The sequence below is a fragment of the Gilliamella sp. Gris1-4 genome (genome assembly GCF_001690335.1).
GTDB lineage: Bacteria > Pseudomonadota > Gammaproteobacteria > Enterobacterales > Orbaceae > Gilliamella > Gilliamella apicola_P.
On sequence record NZ_LZHA01000047.1, the window covers coordinates 68,501 to 84,743 of the forward strand.

The 16,243-nt window shown below is 34.9% G+C and carries 13 protein-coding genes; 7 read left to right on the forward strand and 6 right to left on the reverse strand.

The genetic code is table 11. The features are described 5' to 3' along the window. The first annotated feature begins 140 nt into the window (after positions 1 to 140). Positions 141 to 1,478 carry a hypothetical protein gene (locus A9G31_RS06465; RefSeq protein WP_141671400.1) on the forward strand — a complete coding sequence of 446 codons (1,338 nt, stop codon included), beginning with the start codon at positions 141 to 143 and terminating at the stop codon, positions 1,476 to 1,478. 253 nt (positions 1,479 to 1,731) lie between these two features. After that, on the forward strand, positions 1,732 to 3,117 hold the full coding sequence (locus A9G31_RS06470; RefSeq protein WP_065560960.1) for a hypothetical protein: 1,386 nt from the start codon (positions 1,732 to 1,734) through the stop codon (positions 3,115 to 3,117). Between the two features lie 766 nt (positions 3,118 to 3,883). Here A9G31_RS06470 and cydC read toward each other — a convergent pair. The 3 genes from cydC to trxB are packed head-to-tail and all read right to left on the reverse strand — an operon-like array spanning position 3,884 to position 8,193. Then, positions 3,884 to 5,515 carry a heme ABC transporter ATP-binding protein/permease CydC gene (gene cydC, locus A9G31_RS06480; RefSeq protein ID WP_065560962.1) on the reverse strand — a complete coding sequence of 544 codons (1,632 nt, stop codon included), beginning with the start codon at positions 5,513 to 5,515 and terminating at the stop codon, positions 3,884 to 3,886. Then, entirely contained in the window at positions 5,509 to 7,224 is a 1,716-nt protein-coding gene (gene cydD, locus A9G31_RS06485; RefSeq protein ID WP_065560963.1) for a heme ABC transporter permease/ATP-binding protein CydD, read from the reverse strand. Before cydD ends, cydC begins: the two co-directional genes overlap by 7 nt. 15 nt (positions 7,225 to 7,239) lie before the next feature. Then, on the reverse strand, positions 7,240 to 8,193 hold the full coding sequence (gene trxB / locus A9G31_RS06490; RefSeq protein WP_065560964.1) for a thioredoxin-disulfide reductase: 954 nt from the start codon (positions 8,191 to 8,193) through the stop codon (positions 7,240 to 7,242). A gap of 363 nt (positions 8,194 to 8,556) precedes the next feature. Here trxB and A9G31_RS06495 point away from each other — a divergent pair, with 363 nt between their 5' ends. Beyond that, on the forward strand, positions 8,557 to 8,742 hold the full coding sequence (locus tag A9G31_RS06495; protein ID WP_034909658.1) for a hypothetical protein: 186 nt from the start codon (positions 8,557 to 8,559) through the stop codon (positions 8,740 to 8,742). 62 nt (positions 8,743 to 8,804) lie between these two features. Here A9G31_RS06495 and A9G31_RS06500 read toward each other — a convergent pair whose 3' ends face one another. Further along, positions 8,805 to 9,476 (reverse strand): NAD(P)H-dependent oxidoreductase, encoded by a 672-nt coding sequence (locus tag A9G31_RS06500; protein ID WP_065560965.1) that lies wholly within the window; start codon positions 9,474 to 9,476, stop codon positions 8,805 to 8,807. 8 nt (positions 9,477 to 9,484) lie between these two features. Continuing rightward, positions 9,485 to 10,735, reverse strand: a complete 1,251-nt coding sequence (locus tag A9G31_RS06505; RefSeq protein ID WP_065560966.1) for an AmpG family muropeptide MFS transporter — start codon at positions 10,733 to 10,735, stop codon at positions 9,485 to 9,487. A 274-nt stretch (positions 10,736 to 11,009) separates the two neighbouring features. Here A9G31_RS06505 and A9G31_RS06510 point away from each other — a divergent pair, with 274 nt between their 5' ends. Both A9G31_RS06510 and mltB read left to right on the forward strand, forming a co-directional pair. Further along, on the forward strand, positions 11,010 to 12,005 hold the full coding sequence (locus A9G31_RS06510) for a 2-hydroxyacid dehydrogenase (protein WP_065560987.1): 996 nt from the start codon (positions 11,010 to 11,012) through the stop codon (positions 12,003 to 12,005). Between the two features lie 49 nt (positions 12,006 to 12,054). Beyond that, complete coding sequence (mltB, locus tag A9G31_RS06515; RefSeq protein ID WP_065560967.1) at positions 12,055 to 13,128, forward strand: lytic murein transglycosylase B; 1,074 nt, start codon at positions 12,055 to 12,057, stop codon at positions 13,126 to 13,128. Between the two features lie 67 nt (positions 13,129 to 13,195). On the opposite strand, the gene A9G31_RS06520 is transcribed toward mltB, so the two are convergent. Further along, a complete protein-coding gene (locus tag A9G31_RS06520) occupies positions 13,196 to 14,002 on the reverse strand; it encodes a sulfite exporter TauE/SafE family protein (protein WP_065560968.1) in 807 nt (268 codons plus the stop codon). Positions 14,003 to 14,296: 294 nt separating this feature from the next. Here A9G31_RS06520 and A9G31_RS06525 point away from each other — a divergent pair, with 294 nt between their 5' ends. Together A9G31_RS06525 and A9G31_RS06530 are read left to right on the forward strand one after the other, a co-directional pair. Beyond that, positions 14,297 to 14,716, forward strand: coding sequence for an OsmC family protein (locus A9G31_RS06525; RefSeq protein ID WP_065560969.1), 420 nt, complete (start codon positions 14,297 to 14,299; stop codon positions 14,714 to 14,716). Positions 14,717 to 14,828: 112 nt separating this feature from the next. Further along, positions 14,829 to 16,178: an APC family permease gene (locus A9G31_RS06530; protein WP_218056397.1), complete on the forward strand. Its 1,350-nt coding sequence runs from the start codon at positions 14,829 to 14,831 to the stop codon at positions 16,176 to 16,178. Positions 16,179 to 16,243 lie beyond the last annotated feature (65 nt).

Consider the following 16,243-nt stretch of genomic DNA (forward strand, 5'->3'; position numbering starts at 1 on the left):
GGAAAAATAAAAATAGGTTGGAAACGATGCAGTATTATTACCACTACCGCAGCTGGTGGATTCATATTTTAAATTTTTTTAAGTATCAATTTGTACAAATTATTTATTTGATTTTATTTGTATCATCAAAAGTTTTGTTGATGTCGTTATTAATATTGCCATATTCATTGGAATCGCAGGCATTAACCGTCAGTTCGACCAATACTATTCAAGGAACTGCACCCTATTTAACGTTAGATGGTGTAACTAAAATCACTAAAATTGAGGATTTGTTAGGTATCAAATTATCAGATGGTACCAAAATTACACCAGAAACTAATAACTCATCGCCGACAAATCCTATTGAGTTACCGTTGGTAGGTCAAAGTTTTGCTAATGTTAATATGATAATTCCTCCATTAACTAGTGTAGTAAATTTTAGTGATTTAGTGGCACAAGGGAATTGGGGGGATGATGATGGAGATGGACAAGGACCAAATGAAGTAACGGCTACAGGGAATATAACGCTGATAATCACGGATAAGAATAACCAAACGATAAGTCGTAGTGAAGTATTAACAAAATGTAATGCACCTTATAAAGTGGTATTAAGTAGTACTGGAGGTAGTATAAGTACTCGTTACGGCATACCTAATAGCAGTGCATTTGAAGCAGGGAGTGAAATATATTACTTCAACCCTAACTCATCAAGTAACAATGTCTGCGCAAAAGTAGAATTTGCAAAGCCGAGTTTGAGATATGATTCTGGCGAAAGTCCTGATTTCATGTGGAATGCTGATAAGGGTTTTCTTACTCAATCAGTTATACCCACATCATACGGTTTAAATTTCCCAACCACGGCGGCAAATAACTTATATTTTGATTTGGAAATAACAGGAAGTGACCAACCACTTACTTGGGACTCAGTTTCTGGTGGGGGTATAACTGCTACCATGAGTAATGTCACTAGCACTAGTGTACGAGTTACTCTAACTGGTCCAGAGGCAAAAAACCAATGGGGAAATTCAAATCCTAGTCAAATAATCAAACCAAATTTACCTCAGGAATTCGAGTTAAAGGGTAGAGATAGTAATGGAAAGACAATAGTAAAATATGGTTTTGTGTTACAGACATGGTTTGTTAATCGCGGATTTACAAATGATATTCCTTCGAACCATGCTATATGGTGTAGCGGTTTGGGATATCGTATGCCACAAGTGAAAGACCTTGTTAATACAGACTGTACTACTGAATTAGGCAGTAATTGTCAAGGAGCCCTTCCGTCATCAAGTGGAAACTGGTATTCGCGATATATAGGATCGGGTCTTTTCTCCGAGTGGGGCAACATGCAATATTATAGCAATGCTGATTTCGATTTCGTCGAATACTGGGCGAATGGCATAACCGAAAACTCTTATTTTGCTGTTAGCCCGTTCGATGGTTATATGTACGACTACGGTGATTCTGCTGATTTCAACGGAATATGTGTTACTCCTTAGCTTTTTAATTTCTAGCTATCGTGGTAGAGCTTATAGGAACAACTAAAGCATTAAAAATATATATAAAAAATAGAGTAAATAATATTAAAGGGTTAAGTGCTTTTGTAAATAACAAAAGTGTTTATGAATAGAAAATACTATTTTATAGGCCTAAAAATAATGAGATATCGTCATGGTTGTTGTAAATTTTTTTAAGAGTCACTTTGTGCAAATTACTTTTTTGATTTCATTTGTATCATCAAAGGTTTTGTTGATGTCGCTATTACTATTATCATACTCATTAGAATTGCAGGCATTAACAGTTAGTACAAGTAATACTATTGAAGGTAGCGCACCGTATTTAACGTTTGATGGTGTCACTAAAACTACCACAATAGATAGTTTGTTAGGTATCACTTTGTCGGACGGTACTAAAATTACACCGCAAGATAATAATTCAGCAGTAACACCAATTGTGTTACCACGCGCAAGCGATACTTTTGCTAATATTGATATGGTAGTTCCGCCTTCAAGCAACTCAGTTAGCATAAATGACATAGTGACAAATGGTAACTATTGGGGGGATGATGATGGAGATGGACAAGATGGCATAACGGCAACGGGGGATATAACTGTTACTTTCACAGACAAGAATGGCAAAGTGGTTAATCGTGGTGATGCTTTAGATATTTGTAATGCTCCTTATAGAGTGGAATTAAGTAGTGCCGGTGGTCGTTTAACCACTCGTTATGGTGTGCCTGATAGTAGTACTTTCTCTGGTAGCAGGGTAACGTATTATATTAATCCTAATTTGCCACCCGTTATCTGCTTTGTAAGGCCAAATCTACTTGAGGGCGCAACTGTATCTAGACTCAACTTCGCTGGTCCCGATACTATATGGAATCCAATTAAGGGATTTCTAGTTCAATCAACCAATCCCTCATCCTACGATCTAAACTTTCCGACCACGGGATCTGATGGTTTATATTTTGATTTAGACGTAAGTGGAGGCGTTCAATTAACATGGTCATCTGTTACGCATGAAGGGATAACCGCTACAGTCAGAAGGTTAACTGCACGCGATACTTGGTTCCCTAGCAACAATCGCACTCAAACTGTAACACGAGTTACCTTAACAGGGCCTAAGGCAAGTGATGTACAAAAAAGTCAAGCAAATCCTGATCAAATTTATAAGCCAAATTTACCACAGGTATTTGAATTAGAAGGTAGAGATAGTAGTGGTAACGTAGTAGTCAGATATGGTTTTGAGTTGAAAAAGTGGTTTGTAAACCGAGGAAACAATGACAATACTGCCCCTAATCAAGCATCTTGGTGCCGTAGTTTAGGTTATCGTTTAGCACAGGTAAAGGATCTGACTAATTCAGTCTGTTCTGGTGTAAATTCTAGCAGTCTTTGTAGCGGAGCTGTTGCTGCTACCCCATCATCAGTAGCTAATCACTACCAGCGTCGAATAGGTGCTGGATTATTCACTGACTGGGGTTTTGTGGAAAACTATATTGGTGTGGGTTTTTCCGATGGCTACTATTGGACAAGTGACAACGCGACGGGAAACACCCAGTTTGTTGTGTCCTCACACAACGGTGGAGTTAACAAACATAGTCCGGTTATTAACAATTACGGTGTTTGCGTTAATCCTTAACATCTAATTTTTAAGTTGCTAATGAATCTATAATGTTAACCGATGATAATCGGCTAACGGAAATAGTTCCAGACTAAGGCGACTTTTTAGTAGGTAAAGTCGATAAGTTTGTAGTTTACAGTCGATAAGACAAGTTCGTAGGGAGATAAAAAGATATAGGTTGGATTGAGCTAACATATTCGTTCCAAAAATAGCAAATGGACCGTTGATGGAGATGAATATAGAAATGGTTTAACCAAAGTAGGATAGTTTAATAGTAAGCATTATAAATAAAATTAACCAAGCAGTTGGTTACAGCGATGTTTTAAGTATTCGTATGGTGTCCCTAACAGCAAAAAATTCATTGCTGAACGGTTATTTACTACATCAATCCAGCTTATTTTTACAGTCAGCTAAGTAAAGCAGAATTGATATGCTGAACTTACCGACAAGTGAAATAAAAGTGGGATTTTATTGTTCAATTTATTATATTTTTCACCTTACAGTCGCAACTTCCCGACTACTGGTGTTAAAAGTTATATTTAAAATTGATAATATTAGCAAACAACCAACTGACTTGGCCCTTATTACACCTGAAATGGTAAGAACAACCACCCTAAAATCATCCGTCATAAAAAATAGAAGTTGTTTTAATGTTTTTATTTTATTTATAAATAAAGAAAACTCTAATAAGTCTAATACATTAACTGAATGTTTTTTATAGAAAAACACACCACAAAATATAGTCCTTTATAAGCAATGAATGATATATAAATTAAACCATTGATTAAAGAGAAATAATTCGATCAAACAGCGGATTATCAGTCAAACGATGCGTAACCATGATTAGTGTTTTGCCTTTACATGTCTGCTTTATCAATTGGATAATTTGTTGTTCTGTTCGTTGATCAAGGCTTTCTGTTGGTTCGTCCATTAAAATTAAAGGGGAATTATGCAGTAATGCTCTTGCAATGCCTATACGACGAATTTCACCACCAGATAAAGTACGCCCACCTTGTCCAATTAGCATATCTAAACCTTGTTCTGTAGTTAGTAATTTGTCCAATTCAACTTGATGTAGAACCTCAATAAGCTGTTGATCAGTTGCATTAGGATTACCAATGAGTAAATTTTGCCGTAAAGTTTCACTAAAAATAGTAATAACTTGTGGAACCATTGCAATGGCTTGTCGCAAAGTTTTTTCATCCAGTTGATTTATTGGGGTATCATTAAAATAAATATTGCCGGAGCTTGCCTCCCAAGTCCGATTTACTAGGCTTAATAAAGTTGATTTACCACAACCTGTTTTACCAATTATTCCAATATGTTCACCTTGTTCAACCGTTAAGGAAAAATCAGTTAATATCGCAAAAGGTTGATTTGGGTAGCTGAAATTAATTTGTTCAAATTTTAATTTTGCTGTAGTTAAATCTATCGCTTTACCTTTAGAAACAAATTGAATGTTGGGCGTTTGATTAAAAATAGCCGTTGTGCGTGTGGCAGAAGTAAGTACTTGCCCTAAAAAGATAAATGCGCCAGGAATTGGCATGAGTATTTCAGCACTTGCAAGACTAACAAATACAAATAGTGCCACTAACGGGGATAGGGTGTATTGGGTAATTAGCCATAGAACAAGCAACGTTAAAAATCCAGCAATCAGCACAATCAATGCGCTTGATAGTGCCATTAATGTTGATTGACGTTGCTGGTTATAAAGCCAGTTTGATTCAAGCTCATCAAGTTTAGCACGATAGCGTGGTTGTGCATTAAATAGGATAAGTTCAGCTTGTCCTTGTAGATAATTAATTAATAATAAACGATATTCACTTTGTTGTTTAGCTAGTGTTTTGCCGAGTTGTTTTCCTGCTTGATAAAAAATGACCGGAACCACAAGTAAGGTGGTTGTAAGGATAATAGTAATAATTAACGCAATAGGTAAGTTTATATTTGCTAACCCAACAAACAAAACAACAATGGTAACAAGTGCGGTTACAATAGGTGAAAAAAGTTTTAGGTATAAGTGATCAAGTGCGTCAATATCGACAATAAAGCGATTAAGCAAGTCAGCCCGTTGGTAGTGGGCTAATTGATTGGCACTTAAGGGCAAAATCTTACGAAAAGCTAACGTTCTTAAATAAGCTAAGATTTTAAATGTAGTATTATGATCAACTAAACGCTCCATATAGCGAGCAGCGGTTCGAATAATTGCCGCAGCACGAACACCAGCAGCAGGCAACATATAATTGAAAGTATACAAACCTGCAACGCCAACAAAAGCGGTAGAAGCCAAAAACCACCCTGATAATGACAGCAAAAATACGCTGGCAAATAGGGTAAGAATTGACAAAAATAATCCCAATAAAATTTGCCCAAAATAGTGTTTATATAGTGCGATATAAGGGCGTAATATAGCTAGCATAAATCCCCCTTGATATCACAGTGTAGCTTACCATTAGCCAATTGCCAGATTTGTTTAAAATCTTGCATGTCATCTGTTTGATGAGTAATTGTAATGCTATTAGGGGCAATGTGTTGCTGATCCAAATTTTGGATGGTTCGTTTATCTAAACTAGCAGTTGGTTCATCAAGAATCAATAATTGACAGGGTTTTAGCATTGCTCTGGCTAAGGCGATCCGCTGTGCTTGTCCAACTGATAAACGTACCGCATCTTCGCCAACTTGGGTTTTAATGCCTTGTGGTAATTTAGCAATAACTTCGGTCAATTGGGTTTTGGCTATCACGTTATCCAGTTCATGGTTGGTTGCATTTTGTTTACCCAATAAAATATTTTCACGGATAGTACCATTAATCAAGTAAGGATTTTGACCAATCCAGCTTACTTGTAGTTGCCAATCATTAATATCTAATTGATTAAATTCAATACCATTAATCTTTAGTGAGCCTTGATAAGGTAAAAAACCGAGTAGTACTTGCATTAACGAAGTTTTACCCTCGCCACTAGTTCCTATTAGAGCTAATTTAAATGGTGCTTGCAAACTAAACGATAATGGACCAACGATAGGTTGTTGTTCGTTAGATAATACAATTAAATTATCTGCTTCAATTGTTTTTAATGGTTCAGTCAATTTTATGTTTGTTATATTATCATTGGCTTGTTTTGGTGCGATTTTTTTACTTAAAAAACTTTCGATATTATCTGCTGCTGCGATTGCTTCAGCTTTGGCATGATAGTAAGTGCCCAAATCACGTAAAGGTTGAAAGTATTCAGGGGCTAACATTAGCGCAAAAAAACCAGCAAATAAAGTAACCGTTCTATTATATGCACCAAAATCGAATTCGCCTAAATACGAAAATCCAAAATAAACCGCCACAATGGCGATTGAAATAGAAGTAAAAAACTCCAATACGGCTGAAGATAAAAAGGCTATTTTGAGCACTTGCATAGTTTTAATACGAAAATCTTCAGAGGCAATGGCTATTTCGTTAGTTTGTTTTTCGCCTTGGTTGAATAATCGAATGGTATTGAGTCCTTTTAAACGATCTAAAAAATGACCGCTTAAATATGCGAGCGCTTTAAAATGACGACGATTAATATCAGCGGCTCCCATTCCCACTAAAATCATAAAAATAGGAATCAGGGGGGCGGTGCCCAGTAAAATTGTAGCAGCAGCCCAGTTAAATGGGAAGATAGCAATGCAGATTAAAATCGGTGCCATGCCTGCCAATCGCATTTGGGGAAGATAACGGGCAAAAAAGTCATGCAATTTATCAACTTGTTCAATAAGCAACGTACTCCATGCGCCGATCGTGCTTTGATTTAAATAAGCAGGCCCATGCAACTCAAGTTGATCAATTAATTGCTGTCGAATTTGCTGACGAACTTTTTTGCCTATGGCAAAGTTGATCTTTTCGCGTAGATAAATTAAGCCTGCTCGACCAAGTAACACTGCAATTAGTGCGCCAAAAAAAGGCAGAATATCCACAAAATAGTGTTGTTCAATAATAATTTTTTGCAAAATTACAGCGAGTAATGCAGATTGAATAATAACTAATATAGTTAAAACCAAGCTGGTTAAAATTGAAGCACGCAAATTAGTTTTATGCATTTTTGCTTGCTGTTTTAACCAACCAAGTAGATAGGTCTGGCGTTTTTTATCTAATGACATAAAGATCTTTACTGCTTATTTTAAATTATCCAAATAATGTTCTGCATCTAAAGCAGCCATACAGCCTGTACCTGCTGAAGTGATTGCTTGACGATAGACATGATCCATTACATCACCAGCAGCAAAAATCCCTTCGACACTGGTTTGAGTAGCGTTGCCTTGCGTGCCTGATTGTACTTTGATATAACCGCCATTTAGTTCAAGTTGACCTTCAAATATAGCGGTGTTTGGTTTGTGGCCAATAGCGATAAACACGCCTAAAACCGATAACTCTTCGGTAATATTAGGATCTTGTGAGCTACGGATTCTAACTCCAGTTACTCCCATGTTATCCCCTAAAACTTCATCAACTACACGATGAGTATGTAGGATAACTTTACCTTCTTTAATTTTTTGCTCTAAGCGATCCATTAAGATTTTTTCTGCTCTAAAGGTATCTCGACGGTGAATTAAATGTACTTCACTTGCGATATTGGCTAAATAAAGCGTTTCTTCAACCGCGGTATTGCCACCACCCACGACAGCAACTTTTTGGTTGCGATAGAAAAATCCATCACAGGTAGCACAAGCCGACACACCTTTACTTTTGAATGCTTCTTCTGACGGTAAACCAAGGTATTGCGCTGATGCGCCAGTTGCAATAATAAGCGCATCACAACAGTATTGCGTTTCGCTACCATAAAGCTTAAATGGTTTTGTGCTAAAATCAACGCGATCAATTTGATCTAAAATAATTTCAGTATTAAATCTTTCTGCATGTTCTTTCATCTTAACCATTAATTCTGGTCCTGTTAAATCAGGAGCACCGGCTGGCCAGTTTTCAAGATCGGTTGTGGTTGTTAGTTGCCCACCTTCTTGCATTCCAGTAATTAACACGGGTGAAAGGTTAGCTCGTGCGGCATAAACAGCAGCAGTGTAACCGGCAGGACCAGAGCCAAGTATTAATAAACGAGCATGTTTGGTTTTCATTTTAAATCCTTACTTATTTTAAAATTTTGACGATTTTAGACAAAGTTAACGCAATTTATTGCCAATAAGTCTAACATTATCAATCGTTATAATGTAAAAGAATTGTTTATTGCAGCAATAGGTAATCATAATAGGCTTTTTTGTATTGCGTTAATTTTCATTAAACTACAAGTTTATCTTTTTCTTTTCAATTATTTTAAATACATTTATTCTTTATTTAAACTACATTAATTTTTGTTTGTGTTTTTACTGTTTAGAATATGCGATTTTCTTATTCTGATATCCTTTATCTGAAATTTTTTATTATTTAATAAGATATTTTTGATTATTGGTTTAGTTAACATCCTAACAGTAGGAGAGAAGATGAGTAATCCTTCAAAAGAAAGTGTTGAAGCTGTACTTACAAAAATTAATTGGGCTCAAGAGATTTTAAACTCAGTACAACAAAATATTACCGATCCACAGATTGGGAATATTTTATCTGGAATTGCCTTTATTATGGATTCAGCTTCATCTGAAGCGGAAGCGCTTTATCAATCAATTGAATAATTAAGTTATCTATTTTTATCAACACCTTCAATTACCATTTTGTGATTGAAGGTGCCTATTGTTTAATTCGTTTCGCTGTTATCAGATAGATACGTTGTTAAGTCTGAAAGTGGCCAACGAATATGCGCTGTTGGTTCATTAATTCGATAACCAAAAGCTAAGCAAAGTCCTATCCCGAATGAGTCGCCACCAAATTGTGGAATATATTTTTCTAGGATCTTTATGACGTTATCATGATCGAATCCACCAATAGCACATGAATCAATACCACGAAATGCCGCTGCAGTCATCATATTGGCACTAGCGATATAGTCTTGCATTTCTGACCAGTGGTTGATGGTTAAACCGTCGGCTAAGCCTTGTTCGCAAAAATTGATAAATCCTTGACAGGCAATATCAATATCGGTTTGGTTATTGGGATCAGGTAAGGTGCGTGCAATTGTTTGTCGTAAATAATCGCTCTGTAACGTAAAATTATTGGCTTTGCGGTAAAGTACAATTACAAAATGTGAACAGCTGGTAACTTGTTCTTGGTTATAGCAAACATTACGTAATTCAACTTTTATCTTGTGACTATCAACAACCACAAAATGCCATGGCTCCATGCCAAATGATGAAGGAGATTGACGACCCGCTTCTAAAATATATTTAATATCATCATCACTAATTTTTTTGGTATTATCAAATTTTTTACATGCATGTCTAAAGTCGAATGCTTGGGTTAGTTTGTCCATATTTTCTCCTAAGATTGGCTATTCCACGGGGCAACTTTTAACAATAATAACATACCGGGAAAAGCAAGAATAAAACATAACCAAAAAAAGTTTGTCCAGCCTAAATGTGATGTTAAAACACCTGATGTTGAATTTATTAATGTTCTTGGTATAGCTGAAAAACCAGTTAGTAGTGCAAACTGTGTTGTGGTAAATAATGGGCTTGTTTTTTTTGATATAAAAGTAACTAAAGCAGCTGAGCCCATTCCAACACCAATAGATTCAAAACTAATTACAGTCGCCAATGTGATAAGTTGACTATAAGTAATAGTTAAAAAAGGCCCTTGGTAAGATAAAAAGGCAAAACCTAAAATAGAAAACATTTGCACAAATCCCGATATCCACAATGAGCGGTTGAGTCCATATTTTGAAATAATAAAACCGCCTAAAAAAGCACCTAATAAACTTGGCCAGACTGCCGCATTTTTAACTACAGTTCCTATATGTCTCTTTTCAAAATTCATATCTAAATAAAAAGGTGTAGTTAAAGATGTAGCAAGGCTATCACCAAGCTTATAAAATGAAATAAAGGCAATAATAAATAAAGTGTTACGCAACGATTGTCGATGAATGAACTCATTTATTGATTGTTTGAAAATAGATTTATCTGAATGAATTACACTGATATGTGATGGCTCTTTTAATCTTATCGTAATCAATAGTATTGGTATAAAAAATGCAGCAGTAAATACGAATACTTCCATCCATGATAAATAATCAGCAAGAACCAAAGATAATCCACCAGGGACGAATCCTGATATTCGATAAATATTAATATGTATACTATTTCCGCTACCAAGTTCGTTATCGCTTAAAATTTCTCTTCTGTAAGCATCAATTGCAATATCTTGAGTTGCAGAAATAAAAGCTGTTAACAAACTTAAAGCAACGACTATTTTAATGTTATCTTGGGGAGTTAAAAAACCATACATAGGCATGATAATTAAGAGCCCTAATTGAGTTAAAAATAACCAACCTTTACGATACCCTAATGAGAAAGGTGACATCTTATCTAATAATGGTGACCAGAGAAATTTACATAAGTAAGGAATTTGGGTTAATGCGAAAGCACCAATTGTTTTTATGTCTACGCCTCCAACTTTTAGCCAAGCTGGAATTAATTGAATAATAAAGAAAAAAGGAAGTCCAGAACAAAAGCCTGTATAAATGCACAACAACATTTTTCTATTAAAAAAAATATGAGCTAATTTTTTATTCATTATTTAACTTTATTGTTAGTTTTTGGCAAAGTGTTATCATAGCACACAACATATAAAAAATAATTCAGCAAACCAAGATTGACCGTTTTATCCAAAGTCATGTTTTCAATATAAGAAAGTTATGTGCAATAACTTTTTTAAAGCTAGAGATTCATTATTTTAGCTGTTCTTTGTTAAAAAGTTTCCGGTAACTATGTGTTTCAGTATAAAATTAATGTCAATAATAAATTAACAAACTACCATTAAGAGGGGGTGTAGTAATATGAAAAGTTCAATCAGAGTGGCTGTCTTTAGTAGTAAGCATTACGATAAAGAACATTTAGAAATCGCTAATAAAAAATATGGCTTTGATATCGAATATTATGAACATAAACTTAGCTGTAAAACTGTGGTTACAGCCCAAGGTTATGACGCAGTTTGTGCATTTGTAAATGACGAAGTAGATAAAAAAGTATTAAAAAAATTAGCAAGTTATGGCATTAAGATTTTAGCGCTTCGTTGTGCTGGGTTTGATAATGTTGATTTAGCTGAGGCTGAAAAGTTAGGTATTACAGTAGTGCGTGTGCCCGCTTATTCCCCTGAAGCGATTGCAGAACATGCAGTGGCTTTAATGATGACGTTAAATAGAAGAACACATAAAGCCTATCAGCGTACTCGTGATGCTAACTTTTCGTTAGATGGATTAACTGGATTTAATATGCACAATCGTACCGCTGGTGTCATTGGTACGGGCAAAATTGGTCAAGCGGTTATCCGCATTTTGAAAGGTTTTGGTATGCATATCCTTGCCTATGATCCTTATCCTAATGATGTTGCAGTTGAATTAGGAGCGCAATATGTTGAGTTAGATGAGTTATATGCAAAATCTGATGTTATCACTTTACATTGCCCTATGACCCCTGAAAATTATCATTTATTGAATAAAGATTCTTTCCAAAAGATGAAAGACGGCGTGATGATTATCAATACAAGTCGTGGCGCATTACTTGATGCAACCGCAGCTATTGATGCATTAAAGAAAACAAAAATTGGTGCTTTAGGCATGGATGTTTATGAAAACGAACGTGATCTCTTTTTTGAAGACAAATCTAATGATGTTATTTTAGATGATGTGTTCCGTCGCTTATCTTCCTGTCATAATGTTATTTTCACGGGGCATCAAGCCTTTCTAACACAAGAAGCATTATTAAATATTTCTGATACGACGTTAAATAATATCAAACAAGTTGCGGAAGGGGAATCATGTCCAAATATTGTTAAACAACAATAAATATCTTATGATGTTGTCGATTTTTAATTACTTAAGATATGGATTTTTTATGCAGCGTATTGCCATTTTTATTAGTACAATTTTATTGCTTGCAGCTTGTAGTAGTGACAGATCTTCAACATCTCCCATGAGAGAACACCGTGGACATGCAAATGTTAAAGGCGGTGTTTATCTGGAAAAAGATCACAATCAATCAAAAATCGCTAGTGCTTCATTAGACTTAGATAAAGAAAAATTTATTGATAGAATGGTCAGTAAGCATGGTTTTAATCGTCAACAACTCCGTAATGTGCTTGCTCAAGCCAATAAGCTTGATTGGGTAATTAATTTAATGGATAAACAAGCACCAAAAACAACCTCGCCAACGGCACCAAATGGCGCTTGGATTCGATATAAAAATAAATTTATTACACCAAGTAACCTTCCTCGTGGTGTTGAATTTTGGAACCAATACCAAAAAGAATTACAGCGTGCTTATAATGAATATGGAGTGCCACCCGAAATTATTGTTGGCATTATTGGCGTTGAGACAGGTTGGGGTAGAGTGATGGGAAAAACTAAAATCATTGATGCCTTGTCAACTCTTGCCTTTTACTATCCAAGACGTGCGCAATATTTTTCTAACGAATTAGAAGATTTTTTAGTTATGTGCCGAGATGAAGGCGTTGATCCCTTTGATTTGAGTGGATCATTTGCTGGTGCTATGGGATATGGTCAATTTATGCCATCAGCATTTAGACGCCACGCTGTTGATTTTAATCATGATGGGCATATTGATTTATGGGATCCCGTTGATGCTATTGGTAGTGTGGCAAACTATTTTAAGTCACATGGTTGGCAACGAGGTAAAAAAGTGGCTGTGATGGCTGATGGACAAGCACTATCACTTGATACTGGTTTTAGTACTAAATACTCCATTGAAACATTAGCAAAAGCAGGATTAAAACCACAAAGTTCATTAGAAGGACATACGCAGGTAAGTTTATTGCGTCTTGATATGGGCGATCGTTACCAATACTGGTATGGATTACCCAACTTTTACACTATCACCCGTTATAACCATAGCACTCATTATGCAATGGCCGTTTGGCAATTAGGACTTGCAGTTAAAGAAGCAAGATAGTCATTTAATGGTATTGTATCAAAACTGATAAGGTCGTTTTTGCGGCCTTTTTATTTGTTAATGATGTTTAAGAAATGATTAATTTTGTTGCAAGCAATAATAAAAATATACCAAAGAATTTAATTAATTTTTTAATCGATAATTTTTGCGCAAGTTGTACACCTACCTTAGCCATCGGGATACTTGTTAGCATAATAACTAATGCAGCAGGTAAATAAATAAAACCTAAACAGTAGTTTGGTAATTGAGGGTTATTCCAACCCGCTACTATGTAGCCAATGCTACCACCTATGGCAACGGGAACGGTGAAAGCGGCAGATGTTCCAATGGCTTTACGTATATCAACACCACATCTTTGCAAAAATGGTACAACTAATATGCCACCACCAACACCTACAAGGGCTGCAAAAAGTCCAATCAAAATTCCAGCAAATACAAAGATACTATTATTTAAAGAAAGATTTTTATCAATTTGATTATTTGATACTTTATTTGTTTGTAGAATAAATTTACTACTAACATAGATAAGAAAAACGATAAATATCCACTTTAACCAAAAACCAGGAATATAAGGTGTTATGTATGAGCCGCTCAAAGTACCAATCATACAACCCAAAACCATTTTTTTTAGAATATTCCATTGAATATTTTTGTTTTTATTATGAATATAGCTAGAAGACAGACTTGTGCCAATAATGGTAGCTAACGATGTTGCAATAGCAATATGGTTAACCCAAGGATCACCTATATTAAAATAATTTAAGGTAAAAATTAAAGATGGTACTATTAGTGCGCCACCACCAACGCCAAACATACCGGCTAATAACCCAGCAACAGCCCCTATTAAAAGAAAGATAATAAATTCAAAAATCATATTTAATCCTTAGAGTAGGGTAAGCCAATCTGTATAATTATTTGTTAAGCAAAAATTAAGATTAGACCATTGATTTTAATTACATATTGCTAATATATATTGCAAATAATACAGTGATTTTACCCGAATAATTTAAAAGATCTTAATGATTCTATTAGTAAAAAGCTCACTAACATTATCATATTTGATCAATAAAGTAATAATCAAAAAGATGACAGCATGATTAAAAACGATTATGTTATTTAATAAATTGTAACTAATAAGAAGTTAAAGATAAATTTAAAGGAGATAATAATGAAAGATCGTTTAAAGTGGATTGATGAATTTGGTTTTTTAGGTGAAACTGCAAGTGGGCATTCGCTAGTGATGGATGGTGGTATTGAACATGGCGGTCGTAATCGTGGAGCTCGCCCTATGGAGCTTTTATTGCATGGTGCAGCTGGTTGTATGGCTTATGATATTATTGCGATTTTAAAAAATAAAAAAAAAGATGTTCGTGATCTTTGGATAGATATTGATAAAACTCAAGCAGGATCCTCTCCTAAAGTGTATACGTCAATTAATTTTCATATTGTCATTACGGGTATTAATATCGATAACGAAACAGTCGAAACAGCCGTAAAACTTGCATCAGAAAAATATTGCAGTGCCTCTATCATGCTTGGTAAAACAGCAAAAATGTCTTATACCTATGAGGTTAAAGAATATCACTAAAGTATTTTTTTATAACAAATAATTATAATCTAATAACAAGCTGATCTTAGCACGTTGTGAATTAATCATTTAATATTTCATCATTATAGATAATTGTGATACGAGAATGATTATGCAACAGTTAAATAAAAATATGCGATTCCGGGATTTAGTCATTCTGGGATTGCTTTTTATTGGTCCAGCAGCACCTGTAGGATTATTTGGTGTTTTAGATGCGATAAGTGATGGTGCAGTTGCTTTGGTTTATATCATAGCAACTTTTGTAATGGCATTTACCGCGCTTTCTTATGCCAGAATGGCAAACGTTTTACCGCATGCGGGAGCTGTTTATGCTTATTGTTCTATTGGCATTCATCCTAGTGCTGGATTTTTAGTAGGCTGGTTGTTGTTACTTGATTATATGTTTATCCCTGCCGTTGCGTACTTATTTAGCGGTATATCGTTCAATGCATTGATTCCCGAAGTGCCAGTATGGTTATGGACATGCTTAGCTGTAATGTTAACTACTACGCTGAATTTAGTTGGTGTTAGAAAATCGACTAAAATTACGTTAATCATCTTGATATTTGAAATTATTATATTACTTGCTGTGTTATCTGTTGGTATTTGGATAATAGCCACTAATGGTAGTAACAGAGATTGGTTACAACCTTTTATTGGTGGTAATTTATTCAGTTGGAGTAATCTATTTAATGCTGTGTCTATTGCTGTATTATCTTATTTGGGATTTGATGCTATTGCTACTTTTTCCGAAGAAAATGGCGGACCTCATAATTTAGTTAGTAAAGCGATTGTATGTTGTTTAATTTTAGCTGGGTGTTTATTTGTGCTACAAATTTATGTCGGTAGCTTACTTAACCCTTATAACCCTGAATATTTGCGTAGTCATCCAGAACTACAAGGTAAAGTTTACTATCATATTGTTAATCAAGAAATTAATCTGTGGTTAGGGTGGGCACTAGGTTTAATGAAAGCTATTGGTGCATCATTTGCAGCAATGGTTGGACAAGCCGCAGCAAGTCGTCTTTTATTCAGTATGGGGCGTGACAAACGTTTACCTTCATTTTTTGCAAAAGTAGGAAAAAAAAGTGGTGTACCGACAATGGCTATTATATTTGCAGCGCTATTTAATTTATGTTTAGTTGTTATTGCTGCTAATAATGCTAAAGGGTTGCCAACTTTAGTTTCATTTGTTGATATTGGAGCATTAACTGCATTTATCATGTTACATTTATCTGTAATTGGCTATTTTAAGTTTAAAAAAAGCTCAAAAGGATGGTTTTCGTGGTTTTTAGATGTCTTTATGCCCATTATAGGTATTGTAGTGCTATTACCTGTATTATTACATATTGATAACGACGCAAAAATGGTTGGTATTATTTGGTTAGCTATTGGAATGATCATTCTCTATTTAAACAAAAATAAAACCAAACTATTGTGGTTAGAGAAAAATAACAAATAACAAATTCAATACGTTTGTTATAAACTTATAGCATTTAGATTATATAATAAATTTTCTTATCTTTA